We start from the raw sequence: 15,404 nt of genomic DNA, 5'->3' as shown, positions 1-15,404 counted from the left end.
CTTCGGTCTTGCGTTTCCGACTCTATCAGATCCTTTTCCGATCCGATTTCCTCGGTGCTTTCCAGGTTCCCGCTTCCGCGTTTCCCTTTCCGGCGGTCCCAACATTATCAGAACTTTTGAGCCGGTCTGACCGGCCGTCGTTTCCGATTCATCGGGAAGAAGCTTCTTTGAAATGCAGATTTCTAGAAGCAGACAGACACGCACGGTTGCCGAGCCAGATTGGTACCGGGCTCCAGACAACTGTTTAAATCTACCTCCCCGCCAGCTCCGTGTCAACGGCTCTTCCGGGGCGAAGGAGACAGTAGCAGCTCAGCGGAGGCGCACGCACATCAGGCGGCCGTCGGAACTGTGGCGCTGCGCTCGGCTGCCTCGACATCGCCGGTGTCTCCGGCGCGTACCGCTCGGGCGCCCAGGACGTAGACGTACGCCAGGAAGGCCAGTTCGGCTGCGATGCCGATGCCGATGCGTGCCCAGGTGGGCAGGCCTGAAGGGGTGACGAAGCCTTCGATGGCGCCGGACACGAAGAGGACCAGCGCCAGGCCTATCGCCATGCCTACGGCGGCTCGGCCCTCCTCTGCCAGAGCCGAGCGCCGGGAGCGCGGGCCCGGGTCGATCACCGTCCAGCCGAGGCGCAGCCCTGTGCCGGCCGCGACGAAGACGGCGGTCAGTTCGAGCAGGCCGTGCGGAAGGACGAGGCCGAGGAAGGTGTCGAGGCGCCCGGCCGAGGACATCAGGCCGAACCCGACGCCGAGGTTGAGCATGTTCTGGAAGAGGATCCAGAGGACCGGGAGTCCCAGGAAGACGCCCAGGACCAGGCACATGGCTGCGGCCTGGGCGTTGTTCGTCCAGACCTGGGCTGCGAAGGAGGCTGCGGGGTGGCTCGAGTAGTACGTCTCGTACTGGCCGCCGGGGCGGGTGAGCTCGCGCAGTTCGGTCGGGGCGGCGATGGATGCCTGTACTTCCGGGTGCGTGCCGATCCACCAGCCCAGGAGAGCCGCCACGACCGTCGACAGGAGCGCTGTGGGTACCCACCAGTGGCGCGACTTGTAGACCGCGGCAGGGAAGCCGTGGGCCAGGAAGCGGGTGACGTCGCGCAAAGAGGCGCGGCGGGTGCCTGTGACGGCGCTACGCGCGCGTGCCACCAGCTGACTGAGCCGGCCGGTCAGTTGCGGGTCGGGGGCGCTGGACTGGATCAGGGACAGGTGGGTGGCGGTGCGCTGGTAGAGGGCGACGAGTTCGTCGGCCTCGGCGCCCGTGAGGCGGCGCTGCCGCCGGAGCAGCGCGTCGAGGCGGTCCCATTCGGCCCGGTGGGCGGTGACGAAGACGTCGAGGTCCATCGGTCTGCCTGCTCCTCGGCTGATCGTCGGCGGTTCGTCGTGGGGTCAGCTTGTCGTACTGCGGCGCGCCGCGCCCTCAGCTTGGCAGACTGGCGGTTCTCGGGGCAGGCCAGGGGAAGGACGGCGGACAGACGTGAGTGATCTGGTGACGGGCGAGGCGGTGGCGCTTGAGTTGCGCCCCGCGAAGCTGCCCAGCAGAGGGTTGGCCGTACTGATCGATCTGGCTGTAGCCGTGACCGCCTATGTCGTCGTGACCATCGCTCTGGTTGCCGCCACCGCTTCCCTCGACGAGGCGGCGAAGGTCGCGTTGTCGATCGCGGCGTTCCTTCTCGTGCTGGTGGGGGCGCCGATCGCGGTCGAGACGCTCAGCCATGGACGTTCGCTAGGGAAGCTGGCGTGCGGGCTGCGGGTGGTGCGGGACGACGGCGGGCCGATCCGGTTCCGGCATGCGCTGGTGCGAGGGGCGATCGGCGCGGTCGAGATTTTGCTGACGTTCGGAGTCGTCGCCTGCATCGCTTCCCTCGTCTCGGCGCGAGGGCGTCGGCTCGGTGACGTGTTCGCCGGAACGCTGGTCGTACGGGAACGGGTGCCGGCCGCGCGGACTGGTTTCGTGCCTCCGCCTCCGCCCTGGCTGGCCGGGCGTTTCTCTGCGCTTGATCTGTCGGCGGTCCCGGACGGCTTGTGGCTTGCGATCCGCCAGTATCTGACGCGGATGCAGCAGTTGGATCCGCAGGTCGGTTGGGCCATGGCGGAGCGGCTCGCCGCTGATCTCACGGCTCGTACGGGATCTCCGGCGCCGCAGGGCGTCCCGCCGGCCGCGTTTCTGGCGGCGGTGGTGCAGGAACGGCAGGCTCGGGAGGTTCGGCGGGCCTTCGGCGCTGGTGCGGGGACGGGCGGGGCGCCTGTCGGCGCTGGGTACGCGGGTGGCTGGCCGGGCGGTGGTGGGCCAGGTTTCGGCGGTGCGCCACACGTTGCTGCGGCGCCGGGCGTGTACGGGCCTCCGGCGGTGCAGCCCGCGGCTGCAGCTGCTCAGCCCACCGGGCACAGCGCGTGGACCGCTCCGGCAGGGGGCGGGGAGACCGTGGCTCCTACGCCGAGCACTCGGACCGGCGGCGGGCCCGAGATGCCGGTGCAGACGCCGCTGCCTCCCGAGCCGCCGCAGCAGACGCCGGCTGCCGATCGTCCCGGCACCGGCTTCGTACCGCCTGCCTGACGGGGGGAGAGAGCAGCGGTTGAGAGTGTTCGCTTCGCTCGTGAAGCTCACGGTCTCGACCTGCGGGGCCGGCGTCCTGGCTCAAAGCGATGTCGACGGCGGGGACTCCAGGTCCTCCAGCTCGATTCCGGGTGCCGCGAGCACCACGTCGCCGGCGATGTGAACGGTGTGCTGCTCCCCCGTGTCCAGGGCTGTGACCTGGTATTCGTCCACGGTCAGGGGGCCGTTGTCAGTGCGGTGTGCTTCTCTTTTCAGCAAGGTCCAGGACTGGTCCACGGTGCGCGGTGCGAGGACCGGGTCCGTGAAGGCGACGAGGCGTACGCGCGTTGCTGTGGTGGAAGGGGTGAGGCGGAGCAGACGGGTGGTGGCGACGAGGAATGCGGGGGATGTGCCGGTGAAGGCGTGGGCGGCGACGTTGCCTTCGGTCGCATGGGTTCCGGTGGGGTCCGTGCGGACCCAGGTGACGCCGTCGAGGGCGGCACCGCGGACCTGCCAGCTCGCGGCATGCAGTTCCAGGCGGATGGGGCGGCCGAGTTCGTCGAGGGTGAGGTCGACGGAGCCGCTGTGATCGCCCGAGGGGGTGGTCAGTTGGGAGACGTAGCGCCAGCCGGAGGGGCCGGGGGCGCAGTGGAAGTGCTCTTCTGCGAGGGGGGTGTGATCGTGCGGATCGTGGAGCGAATAGCGGCCGCGGGGCATGGGGTTCCTGGTCGTGGGGCTTGACGGGCTGGTCCGGCCTCGGCGGCCAAAGGGGCAGGCCCCCGGCACGGGGGTGCGGGGGCCTGCCTCTGAGGACCTGCTGTTGCGGGAGCGCGTCATTGCACGGACGTGCTCGCCGCGAGCCGAGGTACGGGCTCAGTAGCGGTAGTGGTCCGACTTGAACGGGCCGTCGACCTCGACGCCGATGTACGCGGCCTGCTCGGGGCGCAGCTGGGTCAGCTTCACGCCGAGCGCGTCCAGGTGGAGGCGGGCGACCTTCTCGTCGAGGTGCTTGGGCAGCACGTAGACGCCGGTCGGGTACTCGTCGGGCTTGGTGAACAGCTCGATCTGGGCCAGGGTCTGGTCCGCGAAGGAGTTGGACATCACGAACGACGGGTGGCCGGTGGCGTTGCCCAGGTTCAGCAGGCGGCCCTCGGAGAGGACGATGAGCACCTTGCCGTCGGGGAACTTCCAGGTGTGAACCTGCGGCTTGACCTCGTCCTTGACGATGCCGGGGATCTTGGCGAGGCCGGCCATGTCGATCTCGTTGTCGAAGTGGCCGATGTTGCCGATGATCGCCTGGTGCTTCATCTTGGCCATGTCCGAGGCCATGATGATGTCCTTGTTGCCGGTCGTGGTGATGAAGATGTCGGCCTTGTCCACGACCTCGTCGAGGGTCGTGACCTGGTAGCCGTCCATCGCCGCCTGGAGGGCGCAGATCGGGTCGATCTCGGTGACGATGACGCGGGCGCCCTGTCCGCGCAGGGACTCCGCGCAGCCCTTGCCCACGTCGCCGTAGCCGAAGACGACCGCGGTCTTGCCGCCGATGAGGACGTCGGTGGCGCGGTTGATGCCGTCGATCAGGGAGTGGCGGCAGCCGTACTTGTTGTCGAACTTCGACTTGGTGACGGCGTCGTTGACGTTGATCGCCGGGAACAGGAGGGTGCCGTCGCGCTGCATCTCGTACAGGCGGTGGACACCGGTCGTGGTCTCCTCGGTCACGCCGCGGATCTCGGAGGCGACCTGAGTCCACTTCTGCGGACTCTCAGCCACCGTGCGGGTCAGCAGCTGGAGGACCACGCGGTGCTCGTCGGACTCGGCGGTCTCGATGTCCGGGACCTTGCCGTCCTTCTCGTACTCGACGCCCTTGTGGACGAGCATGGTGGCGTCACCACCGTCGTCCAGGATCATGTTCGGGCCGCCGGTCGGGGTGTTCGGCCAGGTCAGCGCCTGCTCCGTGCACCACCAGTACTCCTCCAGGGTCTCGCCCTTCCAGGCGAAGACGGGGATGCCCTGCGGGTTGTCGGGCGTGCCGTTCGGGCCGACGGCGATGGCGGCGGCCGCGTGGTCCTGGGTGGAGAAGATGTTGCAGGAGGCCCAGCGGACCTCGGCGCCCAGGGCGGCCAGGGTCTCGATGAGTACCGCGGTCTGGACGGTCATGTGCAGGGAGCCGGTGACACGGGCGCCGGCCAGGGGCTGCGCCCCGGCGTACTCCTTGCGGATCGCCATCAGGCCGGGCATCTCGTGCTCGGCGAGGGTGATCTCCTTGCGGCCGAACTCGGCCAGGGAGAGGTCGGCGACCTTGAAGTCCTGTCGGTTTTCGACAGTCGTCATTCGAGCTGCTCCTCGGGATTGGGGCGAGGTGGGTACGGCTGGTCTGCGCGGCGGCGGACACAGGGGTGCCCCGAAGGAGGACACAGGCATGCCCGCGTGCGCGCAGCGCAGTCCGTCGGAGGCCCTCTCTCCCTCGGCCGGTCCGCGGTGGGACCGCCCGACCGCCATCAGCAGCGACGTCTGGCTCCCACCCAAGCTACACGGTGGGCCCGGCCGCCCCCAGTCCGCCTCCGAACACATTGCGCCGATCCCCGATCGTCGTCGGCGTCGGTGATGGGCTGCCGGGGCGGCGATAACAGGACACTCACGAACGGGAGGACAGGAGGCAACGGACCAGGACAAGGGGTGCTCGCGCGCCTTTGAGCCTGGAGGCCGGTGTTGCAGGATGCCAGGAGATCGGGACCTCTGATCGATCTGCGGGGCGCCCGGGACGGCGTTTCGCGTGACAAAGGCGTTAGGAGATCGATGTGACCATTCCGGCCGGCCCTCCCCCCACGGGCAGCGGTGATGGCGAGCGCGGGCGGCTGAAGCTGCTCGCCGTGACCGCATGCCCGACCGGCATCGCGCACACGTACATGGCGGCGGAGAAACTCGCGCAGGCCGCCGAGAGCCGCGGTATCGACATGAAGGTGGAGACGCAGGGATCCATCGGGGCCGAAAACGTCCTGGATGACAACGATGTCAGTACTGCGGACGGCGTCATCGTCGCTGCGGACAAGGATGTGGACCTGAGCCGTTTCGTGGGAAAGCGGGTCCTCACCGTCGGCGTGGCGGAGGGCATTCGCCATCCCGAGCGGCTGATCGAGCGGGTGCTGTCGGCGCCGGTTCACACCGGGGGTGGCGCGATCAGGCCTGCCTCCCGGGAAGGCGGCAAGGAGCGGAGCGTCGCGTACAAGGCGCTGATGAACGGGGTCAGTTACATGATCCCGTTCGTGGTGGTCGGTGGGCTGCTGATCGCCGTCTCGCTGTCGCTCGGCGGGCACACCGATCCCTCCGGAGGGCTCGTCATCCCGAAGGACTCCTTCTGGATGGACGTGAACAACATCGGCGTCATCGGCTTCACGCTGATGGTGCCGATCCTGTCCGGATACATCGCCTACGCCGTCGGGGACCGGCCCGCACTCGTGCCGGGCATGATCGGTGGCTGGATCGCCAACACCGGGTCGCTGTACGACTCGAAGGCGGGCGCCGGTTTCATCGGGGCGATCGTGACCGGGTTCCTCGCCGGGTATCTGGTGCTGTGGATCAAGAAGGTCAGGGTCCCGAAGTTCGTGCAGCCGATCATGCCGATCATCGTGATCCCGATCGTGGCGACCACGACGCTCGGGCTGTTCTTCATCTACGTCATCGGGAAGCCGATCTCGTGGGTCTTCGAGCACCTGACCGACTGGCTCAGCGGGATGACGGGCACGAGCGCGATCCTGCTCGGCGCGATTCTCGGGCTCATGATCGCCTTCGACATGGGCGGCCCGGTCAACAAGACGGCGTTCCTCTTCGGCGCCGGGCTCATAGCGACCGGCAACCAGACGGTCATGGGCATGTGCGCGGCCGCGATCCCGGTCATGCCGCTGGGACAGGGCCTGGCCACGCTGATACGGAAGCGGCTGTACACCGAGCAGGAGCGGGAGACCGGCCTCGCCTCGCTGTTCATGGGCTGCTTCGGCATCTCCGAGGGTGCGATCCCGTTCGCGGCGGCGCGGCCCGCGCAGGTCATCCCGGCCAACATGCTGGGCGGCGCGGTGGCCGGTGCGGTCGCCGGGGTCGCCGGCGTTGAGGACGCGGTGCCGCACGGCGGACCGATCGTCGCGGTGCTCGGGGCGGTGAGCGGCGTGCCGATGTTCTTCGTGGCCGTGGTGATCGGCACGTTGGTCACCACGCTGACCACGGTCACGCTGGTCGACATCAGCGAGCGGAAACGGAGGGGGGCGCCGGTCGTCGGCGGAGATGTACTGGGGGCCGAGCCCGCGCTTGTGGGCGCGGGTGCCGTCATACCGCAGCAGGCCGTGACCGGGGCGGCGACGACGGGCGCGAGCGCTCCCGCCGCGGGGACAGAGGGGAGCGCTGGGGCAACGCCGGCCGAAGCCGACGACGACCCCGACGGCAGTTGCCCGGTCCTCTCCGGCTACCTCACCGAGCAGACCGTGAAGGTTGCGCTCGACGCGCGTGACAAGGAGGCCGCCATCCGGGAGATGGCGGGGCTGCTCGCGCGGAGCGGCAAGGTGGCGGGCGGGGACGAACTGGTGCGGACGGCGTTGCGGCGCGAGGAGCAGGGCACGACCGGGCTGGGCGAGGAGATCGCGATTCCACATGCCAAGACGGATGCGGTGAGCGCACCCGTGGTCGGATTCGCGCGGTCCGTCGAGGGGGTCGAGTGGGGTTCCCTGGACGGGACGAAGGCGAAGCTGGTCTTCATGATCGCCGTGCCGGAAGCGGCCGCGGGCGACGAGCATCTGCGGATTCTGGCGCTGCTGTCGCGGAAGTTGATGGACGCCGGGTTCCGTGAGCGGCTGACGGCGGCCGCGGATGAGGCTGCCGTGCTCGGCGTGCTCGCCGAGATCCGGTAAACGCACGGCGGGGTCCACCGAGCGACTCGGTGGACCCCGCTGCCGCGCGTGACAGCCGTATCAGGCAGCCGTGCCGAATGACGTAAGGGAATGACGTACGGGAAGGACGTACGAAATCAGTGGCCGGCGTCCTGAGCTGTCGGGCCGCCGGGGGTGGCCTCGCGGTCGGCGCCCTTGGCGGCCTCGGTCTCGCTGTAGATGTCCGGCTCGAGGTAGATGACGCGGGCGATCGGGACGGCCGCGCGGATGCGGGACTCGGCGGCGTTGATGGCGGTGGCGATCTCGGTGGCCGTGTCGTCGTGCTGTACGGCGATCTTGGCGGCGACCAGCAGTTCCTCGGGGCCGAGGTGGAGGGTGCGCATGTGGATGATGCCGGTGACGGTGTCACCGTCGACGATGGCGGCCTCGATCTTCTGGACCTCCTCGACGCCGGCGGACTCACCGAGCAGCAGGGACTTGGTCTCGGCGGCCAGGACGAGCGCGATGATGATGAGCAGGATGCCGATGCAGAGGGTGCCGATGCCGTCCCAGACGCCGTCGCCGGTCGCCAGGGCGATGCTGACGCCGACCAGGGCCAGGATCAGACCGACCAGGGCGCCCAGATCCTCCAGGAGCACGACGGGCAGTTCGGGGGCCTTGGCGTGGCGGACGAAGTCCTTCCACGACCTACCGGCGCGAAGGGGGTTGGACTCCTTGATGGCCGTCCGGAAGGAGAACGTCTCCGCGATGATCGCGAACACGAGGACACCCACCGGCCAGTACCAGTGCTCGATCTCGTGGGGGTGCTTGATCTTCTCGTAGCCCTCGTAGATCGCGAACATGCCGCCGACCGAGAAGAGCACGATCGAGACGAGGAAGGCGTAGATGTACCGCTCGCGGCCGTAGCCGAAGGGGTGTTGCGGGGTGGCCTCGCGCTGGGCCTTCTTGCCGCCGACGAGCAGCAGGGCCTGGTTGCCCGAGTCCGCGAGTGAGTGCACGGACTCGGCGAGCATCGATGACGATCCGCTGAAGAGGAACGCCACGAACTTCGCTACCGCGATCGCGAGGTTGGCGGCGAGTGCCGCCACGATCGCCTTGGTGCCGCCTGACGCGCTCATGTGTTCGCGTTGTCCCTTCGTACGCCGTCCCGGGCTTTGCCCGTCCTTTGCGGTGGGCCATTGTTGCAGCCCGGCACGACGGCGGCGCGCCAGGGCGGCAAGTGGTCGCTTCAGACGATGACGGTCGCCCGGTAGACCGTGCCGGTCCCGGACACCTCGGTCTGTTCTCCCGCCGGCACGAACACGGACCGGCCGGGGGCGAGTTCGGTGTCCCCGGCGCGGACCGTGCCCGCCGTGCACAGCAGGATCTGCGGGGTCGCGCGGGTGAGATCGTGGCCGGTGCCGCCCTCGGGGAGGACGTACCGGGAGAGCCGGAACTCGTCGATCGGGGTCTCGTAGACCTCCTCGCCGTCGGCGGACGCCTCCGGGCGCAGCACGCCCGGGTCACCGGCCTCGAAGCGGACGATGCGCAGGAGTTCGGGGACGTCGACGTGCTTGGGGGTCAGGCCGCAGCGCAGGACGTTGTCGGAGTTGGCCATGATCTCGACGCCGAGGCCGCTCAGGTAGGCGTGCGGGATGCCGGCGCCGAGGAACAGGGCCTCGCCCGGCTGGAGTCGGACGTGATTGAGGAGCATCGCGGCGATGACGCCGGGGTCGCCCGGGTAGTGGTGGGCGATGTCCGCGTAGGGCGCGTGGTCGCCACCGAGGCGGGTGCAGGCGGCCGCGGCCTCGGTGACCGTGCGGGCCATCTCCTCGGGATCGGCGGTGAGGATCGCCGTGAGGACCTCGCGCAGGGCTGCCTCTTCCGGCTGGGCGTGCAGGAGGTCGACGTACGGCTTGAGGGAGTCGACGCCGAGGCTGTCGAGGAGGTCGGCGGCCTGCGCCGGGTCGCGGAAACCGCACAGGCCGTCGAACTCGGTGAGTGCGCAGATGAGTTCGGGCTTGTGGTTGGCGTCCTTGTAGTTGCGGTGGCCGGCGTCCACGGGAATGTTGCGGCGCTCCTCGTCCTCGTAACCCTCCTTCGCCTGGGCGAGGTCGGGGTGCACCTGGAGGGAGAGCGGGCCGCCGGCGGCGAGGATCTTCAGGAGGAAGGGCAGGCGGGGGCCGAACTTGGCTACGGCTTTCTCGCCCAGCTCCCGCTCCGGGGCGGCCTCGATGACGTCGACGAGCGTGCCGCGTGCGGTGCGCGAGGGGGCGCCGGGGTGGGCTCCCATCCACATCTCCGCCTGCGGTTCGCCGGTCGGCTCGGTGCCGAGCAGCTTCGGGATCGCTGTTGTGGAACCCCAGGCGTAGGGGCGGACGGTGTTGTCGAGGCGGTCCATGCTGTGTCTCTGTCTCCGTACGTACGCTGCTGGGCGGGCTCTGGTCGGTGGGCGCGGGACCAGATCAGGCCCTTGAGGCGAGCGCCAGGTAAACGGCGGCGAAATCCGTGACGGCGATCAGTTCCGCGAGGGTCTCCAGTTCGCCACCGGGATCCGGCTCCAGTTCGCTGATCGGCGTGTCGTGGCTGAGGGCCAGGTCACGGGCGCCGGGGGCGGCGGTGAGGCCGCCGATCGGGCGGTCGCGGAGCAGCACCACGCGCGCGTGCAGGGCGGGCGCTTCGTCGACGCGGTCGCGGAAGAAGTCGTTCGGGTCGGCGCTCGCGGCGAGCCGGCCCGCGAGCAGGGCGCTGTGCGCGGCGAGTGCCTCGGGCAGTTCGGCGACGACGGCCGGGGCGCCGGAGAGTTCGGCGAGGGCGGCGGCGAAGCGGCGGCCTGCGGGGCCCGCGGAGGTGCCCTCGGTCCAGATGACCGGGAGGGCGTCGGCGAGCTCGGCGGCCAGGGTCTTGGCCGGGTTGCTGTAGGTCGCGATGGCGGGCCCGCAGCGCTCGGCGATCCCGTCGAGGCGGTCGGCGACCTTCTCCAGGGCCTCGGGCGGGGCGGTCAGCAGGCCGGTGCGGTCCAGGAGCGCGAGCAGCGGGGTGAGCAGCGCCCACAGCACGCCGGGGGCGGACGCGGCGAGGGGTTCGTCCTGGTCGTACGGGGCGGTCGCCATCGGTACGAAGAGGCCGTGGGCGCCGTCGATCGCCTCGGCGAGCGGCGAGTGGGACGGGGCCACGGCGACGACGCTGCAGCCGCGGCGGTAGGCCTGTTCGGCGAGCAGGGACAGGCCCGGCTCGCTGCCGTCGGGGGTGGCGATCAGCAGCAGGTCCACGGAGCCGACCCAGCCGGGCAGTTCCCAGCGCATGGCGCCCGCGGCGGGGGCGACGCCCGAAGGGGCCAGGCGGGTGACGGGACTGCCGGCGCCGGCGAGCGTGCCGAGGAGGTCGGCGGCGTGGGTGGCGGCGGCACCGGGGCCCGCGATGAGGACTGCGCGGGGGCGGCCGTCGGGTTTGAGGTCACCCACGCCGGCCTCGGCGGCATGGCGGGCGGCGGTGCGGACGCGGGCGCCTGCTTCGGCGGCGCCGCGGAGCAGGCCGCGGTGGTCGGCCTCCGAGAGTGCCTCGGGGGTGTCGAGCAGCGATTCGTCGAGCATGGGCGGGCAGCCTCCGGTCGCCGGGTCGTCGGTTTCGCGGGTCTCCGGGTCGCCAAGTCGTCGCTTACGCGGGGCGGCGGGCCTCGTCGACGAGGAGGACGGGGATGCCGTCGCGGACGGGGTACGCCAGGCCGCAGTCCTGGCCGGTGCAGATCAGCTCGGCGTCCTGCTCCTTGAGGGGGGCGTGACAGGCCGGGCAGGCGAGGATCTCCAGGAGGCCGGCTTCGAGCGGCATGGGGTTTTCCCTTCGGGGGCGAGGTCGCGTGCGCTTGCTTGTGCGGATGTGCCTGGTCAGGGTACCGCCGGTGAGGGTGGGGCGGTGGGGTTCGGCCGGGCCGGGTGCCGCTGCGCAAGTCACAGGGGCGCCCCGGCCGAATGTCAGCCCCGGATGATGCCCAGGACCTCGTCCCGGACCTTCGCCATCGTCGCCTCGTCCCTCGCTTCCGCGTTCAGGCGCAGCAGGGGCTCCGTGTTGGAGGGGCGGACGTTGAACCACCAGTCGGCGGCGGTGACGGTGAGGCCGTCGAGTTCGTCCAGCGTGACGTCCTCCCGGTTCTCGTACGCGGCCTTGACGGCGGTCAGGCGGCCGGCCTGGTCGTCGACCGTGGAGTTGATCTCGCCGGAGCCGGTGTAGCGGTCGTACTGGGCGACGAGGGCGGAGAGGGTGCCGTCCTGGCCACCGAGGGCGGCGAGGACGTGCAGGGCGGCGAGCATGCCCGTGTCGGCGTTCCAGAAGTCCGCGAAGTAGTAGTGCGCGGAGTGCTCGCCGCCGAAGATCGCGCCGGTCCTGGCCATCTCGGCCTTGATGAAGGAGTGGCCCACGCGCGTGCGTACCGGCGTGCCGCCGTTCTCCTTGACGACCTCGGGCACCGACCAGGACGTGATCAGGTTGTGGATGACGATGCCCTTGCCGCCGTGCCTGGCGAGTTCGCGGGAGGCCACCAGGGCCGTGATCGCGGACGGGGAGACCGGGTTGCCCTGCTCGTCGACGACGAAGCAGCGGTCGGCGTCGCCGTCGAAGGCGATGCCGAGGTCGGCGCCCTCCTCGCGGACGCGCTTTTGCAGGTCCACGAGGTTGGCCGGGTCGAGGGGGTTGGCCTCGTGGTTGGGGAAGGTGCCGTCCAGCTCGAAGTACATGGGCACGAGGTCCAGGGGCAGGCCCTCGAAGACCGTCGGAACGGTGTGGCCGCCCATGCCGTTGCCCGCGTCGACGACGACCTTCAGGGGGCGGATGGAGGTCAGGTCGACGAGGGAGCGGAGGTGGGCCGCGTAGTCCGTCAACGTGTCCCGCTGGGTGATCGTGCCCGTCGTGGCCGCGGGGGCCGGGGCGTCCGACTCGCTCCACCGCTCGACGAGTTCGCGGATCTCGGCGAGGCCGGTGTCCTGGCCGACCGGGGCGGCGCCCGCGCGGCACATCTTGATGCCGTTGTACTGGGCAGGGTTGTGCGAGGCCGTGAACATGGCGCCCGGCAGGTTCAGCGCGCCGGAGGCGTAGTACAGCTGGTCGGTCGAGCACAGGCCTATCTCGGTGACGTGCACACCGCGGGCCGCGGCTCCGCGGGCGAAGGCGGCCGACAGTCCCGGCGACGAGGGCCGCATGTCGTGCCCGGTCACGATCGCGCTCGCGCCGGTCACCTGGACGAACGCGGCCCCGAAGAGCTCGGCGAGCGGCTCGTCCCACTGGTCCGGAACGACCCCCCGCACGTCGTACGCCTTCACGAGCTGGGAGAGATCAGCGGCCACGGCCACCCCTTCTGAAAGTCCTCTGGTCACCACAAACTACTCGCACCCACCGACGGGGAGCTGTGCGGTAGCCGACTGGACTCCGAGCCGTAACCTCAGGTCAGAAACGGAATGGAGCGGTCAGGGCAGCATCCAGCCCAGCATCGGCGAACGCTGCCCGACCACGATCAGACACATCACCAGCAGCAGCCCGAGGCTCCAGGGCAGCACCTTGCGCGGCAGATCCCCCTCACGGCCGGCGAGGCCCACGGCCGCGCAGGCGATGGTGAGGTTCTGCGGCGAGATCATCTTGCCGAGGACACCGCCCGAACTGTTGCCGACCGGGTCGCCGTCCGCGTCGAGGACGTTCAGGAGGGGCGAGCCCTACGTCTGCGTCGCCCTGGCGAGCCAGTCCTTGACGGCGGGGATCCGGGCGATGGAGAACTTCGCGACGATCGGCGCGTACGGGGCGTAGGCGCCCACGGCTTCACCGCGTGGGTCGGCCTCGTCCAGGGTCCCGCTGCGGGCGCCGGTCAGCACGGCCGCGCGTACGGCTCGGCGGCCGGCCTGCGCGCGTGGGGCACCGCGACCAGGACGCCAGCGCCGGGCAAGGCGGCGTTGATGTCGGCGAGTTGTGCCGAGAGTGGTTGGAGGCGGCGAACTGGGCGACGGCGAAGGCGACTCCGCACACCCGGGCAGGCACCCAGGTCTCACGCAGCCCGCGCCGCCCGTCTACCGGCCGGACCAGCACCAGCGGCACCACCAGGGCCGGCAGGGGCGTCTGACGGCCCACCACGGAGCCACGGCGTCCAGGGGCAGTTCGGGACCTGAGCTTGGGTCACGACCGGCGTGCCCATCGCGCAGAAGGCGACCATCGCGCAGAAGGCGACCGTCGCGGTGTTGGCGACAGGGCGACGACCGCGGCGCGCACCGGGTCGAAACCGAGCGCCGCCACCAGCATGACCGAGCAGATCGCGACGGGTGCGCCGAAGCCGGCGAGGGCCTCCAGGAGGGCGCCGAAGCAGAAGGCGACGACGAGGGCCTGGATGCGCGGGTCGTCCGACAGCCGCCCGATGGAGCGGCGCGGGATGTCGAAGTGTCGGGTGCGGACCGTCATCCGTTACACCCAAGGGCCTTGACGACGATCCAGACCGGCGGCACGCGAGGATGGGGAAGAGGCCGAAGACGGCTCCCTGGGCGGCGCTGGAGACGGTCTGGCCCGGCGGCATGCCGTACGCGAGCAGGCGACCGGCGCGGCTGACAGGGGGCCTGCGAGGCCCGCCAGGTGCGCCTTCACGCGGACGCCGCCGAGCAGGACGAGGACGATCACGAGGGGAAGGGCCGCCGCCAGGGCGGACAGGCCGAGCGAGTCGGCGGCGGGTTCCAGTTCCTGGACGTACACGAGCGACCTTGCTTCCGGCATGCGGAAAGCGATTTCTCGCTTGCACGGGACGGAGCGGTCACGTCCGCGCCAACGGCCCGTGAAAGGGCGTCACTCGATGAAACGCGCGTGCACAAGAACGGGGCGGGGAGGTCAGTTGTCCGGGGAGCGCAGGACCCGGAGATGGCCGCGGCGTGCGACCTCCATCGGGTCGGCTCCGCGCCCTCCGCCGCCACCGGCTCCTGCCGCCCGCTCCTGCGGACGGGCCGCCTCGCGCACGGCGTTGGCAAGCGCTTCCAGATCGTCACCGCTGGGCCGGGCGGGGGCCGAGGCGTCGAGGAGACGGACGACCTCCCAGCCGCGCGGGGCGGTGAGGCGCTCGGAGTGCTCGGCGCACAGGTCGTAGCAGTGGGGTTCGGCGTAGGTGGCGAGCGGGCCGAGGACCGCGGTCGAGTCGGCGTAGACGTACGTCAGCGTCGCGACGGCGGGACGGCCGCAAGCGGTGCGCGAACAGCGACGTACAGGGCTCACGACGTTGGACGGTACCGCACTCTTGAGCGGGCCGCGACGACTCCCCCTCAGGTCACTCCACCGTGTCGCGCTGTGAATCGCCCCACACACCACTCCGAACACACCGGCCTGACCTGCACGGACAGATGCGTCCCAGAGATCGAGCGGTTTTGAAACCGGTCACCACTCGGAACAAACCATGTCAATTGCCTTGAGAGCGACGGTCCTGGAGAGACATGTAATCGAGCCCAACCTTGGCTGGAATGGTCAACTGCCGTCATGCCGTACGGGACGGACGCCCAGGGTCCGGCTGCCGCGTGGGGCCGGGCACCCGGCCCGGGCGGGGACTACGCTTCACCAGTGATGGACAACCCCGTACCGCCCCGTGCCGCCGACCCCGGGCCCCGCCGTCGTGATCGACACGGCCGGGGCATGCGCGGGCCGATCGCGCCCCCGCAGGTGCCGCTGGCGGCCAGCCGTGCCGAGGCGTTCGCGGACCTGGTGCAGGACTCCGTGGAGCGCCTGGAGCGGCGGTGGCCGCAGCTCGCCGACATCGACTTCCTGGTGCTGGAGGTGCCGCGGCTGGACGCGCCCGGCGAGGTCTGGAACGACGAGGCGGTCCCCCTGGGCGGCACCATTCCCTCTCGCGAGGGGACGCCCGCCCGGGTGATCGTCTATCGCCGGCCGGTCGAGATTCGCACGAAAGGGCGCGACGAACGCGCCGCCCTGGTGCACGAGATCGTGGTCGAGCAGGTCGCCGAGCTGCTGGGGCTGACTCCGGAGACCGTGGATCCGCGGTACGGCGAGGACTGACCG

The 15,404-nt window shown here is 70.5% G+C and carries 14 protein-coding genes and 1 pseudogene; 3 read left to right on the top strand and 12 right to left on the bottom strand.

What is annotated here, in order from left to right:
- Positions 1–329: 329 nt before the first annotated feature.
- Positions 330–1,337, bottom strand: a complete 1,008-nt coding sequence (locus ACFWWR_RS25485) for a stage II sporulation protein M (protein ID WP_383858469.1) — start codon at positions 1,335–1,337, stop codon at positions 330–332.
- A 133-nt stretch (positions 1,338–1,470) separates the two neighbouring features.
- Between ACFWWR_RS25485 and ACFWWR_RS25480 the strand changes: the two genes are divergently transcribed.
- Positions 1,471–2,550, top strand: a complete 1,080-nt coding sequence (locus tag ACFWWR_RS25480) for an RDD family protein (protein ID WP_383858472.1) — start codon at positions 1,471–1,473, stop codon at positions 2,548–2,550.
- An 81-nt stretch (positions 2,551–2,631) separates the two neighbouring features.
- Here the strand turns inward: ACFWWR_RS25480 and ACFWWR_RS25475 are convergent, their stop codons facing one another.
- Entirely contained in the window at positions 2,632–3,246 is a 615-nt protein-coding gene (locus ACFWWR_RS25475) for a hypothetical protein (protein WP_383858475.1), read from the bottom strand.
- Positions 3,247–3,402: 156 nt separating this feature from the next.
- Positions 3,403–4,860 (bottom strand): adenosylhomocysteinase, encoded by a 1,458-nt coding sequence (ahcY, locus tag ACFWWR_RS25470; protein WP_383858478.1) that lies wholly within the window; start codon positions 4,858–4,860, stop codon positions 3,403–3,405.
- A 467-nt stretch (positions 4,861–5,327) separates the two neighbouring features.
- Here ahcY and ACFWWR_RS25465 point away from each other — a divergent pair, with 467 nt between their 5' ends.
- Positions 5,328–7,424 carry a fructose-specific PTS transporter subunit EIIC gene (locus ACFWWR_RS25465; protein ID WP_384305453.1) on the top strand — a complete coding sequence of 699 codons (2,097 nt, stop codon included), beginning with the start codon at positions 5,328–5,330 and terminating at the stop codon, positions 7,422–7,424.
- Positions 7,425–7,540: 116 nt separating this feature from the next.
- On the opposite strand, the gene ACFWWR_RS25460 is transcribed toward ACFWWR_RS25465, so the two are convergent.
- The 9 genes and pseudogenes from ACFWWR_RS25460 to ACFWWR_RS25420 form a co-directional block, all read right to left on the bottom strand.
- Positions 7,541–8,521, bottom strand: a complete 981-nt coding sequence (locus ACFWWR_RS25460; RefSeq protein WP_383858483.1) for a cation diffusion facilitator family transporter — start codon at positions 8,519–8,521, stop codon at positions 7,541–7,543.
- Positions 8,522–8,631: 110 nt separating this feature from the next.
- The gene (manA, locus tag ACFWWR_RS25455) at positions 8,632–9,783 is read right to left on the bottom strand and encodes a mannose-6-phosphate isomerase, class I (RefSeq protein WP_383858486.1); all 1,152 of its coding nucleotides are present in this window, start codon (positions 9,781–9,783) and stop codon (positions 8,632–8,634) included.
- A 64-nt stretch (positions 9,784–9,847) separates the two neighbouring features.
- Entirely contained in the window at positions 9,848–10,975 is a 1,128-nt protein-coding gene (locus ACFWWR_RS25450; RefSeq protein ID WP_383858489.1) for an SIS domain-containing protein, read from the bottom strand.
- A gap of 64 nt (positions 10,976–11,039) precedes the next feature.
- Positions 11,040–11,210: a Trm112 family protein gene (locus ACFWWR_RS25445; RefSeq protein ID WP_020940431.1), complete on the bottom strand. Its 171-nt coding sequence runs from the start codon at positions 11,208–11,210 to the stop codon at positions 11,040–11,042.
- Positions 11,211–11,353: 143 nt separating this feature from the next.
- Complete coding sequence (locus ACFWWR_RS25440) at positions 11,354–12,718, bottom strand: phosphomannomutase/phosphoglucomutase (protein WP_383858492.1); 1,365 nt, start codon at positions 12,716–12,718, stop codon at positions 11,354–11,356.
- A 120-nt stretch (positions 12,719–12,838) separates the two neighbouring features.
- Positions 12,839–13,006, bottom strand: coding sequence for an L-lactate permease (locus ACFWWR_RS25435; protein WP_384305451.1), 168 nt, complete (start codon positions 13,004–13,006; stop codon positions 12,839–12,841).
- 75 nt (positions 13,007–13,081) lie between these two features.
- Positions 13,082–13,237, bottom strand: coding sequence for a hypothetical protein (locus ACFWWR_RS25430; protein ID WP_383859137.1), 156 nt, complete (start codon positions 13,235–13,237; stop codon positions 13,082–13,084).
- Positions 13,185–13,814 (bottom strand): annotated as a pseudogene (locus ACFWWR_RS25425) (L-lactate permease). The gene ACFWWR_RS25430 and the pseudogene ACFWWR_RS25425 overlap by 53 nt, the downstream one beginning before the upstream one ends.
- A 417-nt stretch (positions 13,815–14,231) precedes the next feature.
- On the bottom strand, positions 14,232–14,660 hold the full coding sequence (locus ACFWWR_RS25420) for a DUF3499 domain-containing protein (RefSeq protein WP_383859097.1): 429 nt from the start codon (positions 14,658–14,660) through the stop codon (positions 14,232–14,234).
- Positions 14,661–14,951: 291 nt separating this feature from the next.
- Here ACFWWR_RS25420 and ACFWWR_RS25415 point away from each other — a divergent pair, with 291 nt between their 5' ends.
- Positions 14,952–15,401, top strand: a complete 450-nt coding sequence (locus ACFWWR_RS25415) for a metallopeptidase family protein (RefSeq protein WP_383859100.1) — start codon at positions 14,952–14,954, stop codon at positions 15,399–15,401.
- Positions 15,402–15,404: the final 3 nt, after the last annotated feature.

The organism is Streptomyces sp. NPDC058678 (assembly GCF_042714835.1).
GTDB lineage: Bacteria > Actinomycetota > Actinomycetes > Streptomycetales > Streptomycetaceae > Streptomyces.
This window is presented reverse-complemented; position numbering and strand designations above follow the sequence as displayed.

Coding starts and splice junctions, on each gene's coding strand:
- ACFWWR_RS25435 (WP_384305451.1), bottom strand. CDS start 13,006: ATGATCTCGCCGCAGAACCTCACCATCGCCTGCGCGGCCGTGGGCCTC.
- ACFWWR_RS25485 (WP_383858469.1), bottom strand. CDS start 1,337: ATGGACCTCGACGTCTTCGTCACCGCCCACCGGGCCGAATGGGACCGC.
- ACFWWR_RS25460 (WP_383858483.1), bottom strand. CDS start 8,521: ATGAGCGCGTCAGGCGGCACCAAGGCGATCGTGGCGGCACTCGCCGCC.
- ACFWWR_RS25450 (WP_383858489.1), bottom strand. CDS start 10,975: ATGCTCGACGAATCGCTGCTCGACACCCCCGAGGCACTCTCGGAGGCC.
- ACFWWR_RS25445 (WP_020940431.1), bottom strand. CDS start 11,210: ATGCCGCTCGAAGCCGGCCTCCTGGAGATCCTCGCCTGCCCGGCCTGT.
- ACFWWR_RS25475 (WP_383858475.1), bottom strand. CDS start 3,246: ATGCCCCGCGGCCGCTATTCGCTCCACGATCCGCACGATCACACCCCC.
- ahcY (WP_383858478.1), bottom strand. CDS start 4,860: ATGACGACTGTCGAAAACCGACAGGACTTCAAGGTCGCCGACCTCTCC.
- ACFWWR_RS25415 (WP_383859100.1), top strand. CDS start 14,952: ATGGACAACCCCGTACCGCCCCGTGCCGCCGACCCCGGGCCCCGCCGT.
- manA (WP_383858486.1), bottom strand. CDS start 9,783: ATGGACCGCCTCGACAACACCGTCCGCCCCTACGCCTGGGGTTCCACA.